Source organism: Chitinophaga agrisoli, assembly GCF_008386695.1.
Lineage (GTDB): Bacteria > Bacteroidota > Bacteroidia > Chitinophagales > Chitinophagaceae > Chitinophaga > Chitinophaga agrisoli.
In genome coordinates, this window is sequence record NZ_VUOC01000185.1 from 1 (window position 1) to 235 (window position 235).

The window sequence follows — 235 nt, forward strand, 5'->3', positions numbered from 1 at the left end:
GGCGAAGGTGTGTCCCGTGGAGTCCTTGATGTGCACAATGTCGAAGGAGCCGGGATGTCTCTCGCGGGACACGATGGTGCCCACACGCCCCAAGTTACGGCCTCCCGTGATCATACACAAGTTCCCAGACTCAAACTTGATGAAGTCCATAATCTTCGTAGTTGCGATGTCTAACTGGATGGAATCGTTGACTTTGATAAGTGGGTCTGGGTAGCGGATGGTGCGGCCATCATGC

The 235-nt window shown here is 54.0% G+C and carries 1 protein-coding gene; it reads right to left on the reverse strand.

What is annotated here, in order from left to right; all coding sequences use genetic code 11:
* On the reverse strand, window positions 1-235 hold a 235-nt coding region (locus F0L74_RS34900), incomplete at both ends, for a KOW motif-containing protein (RefSeq protein WP_188316301.1).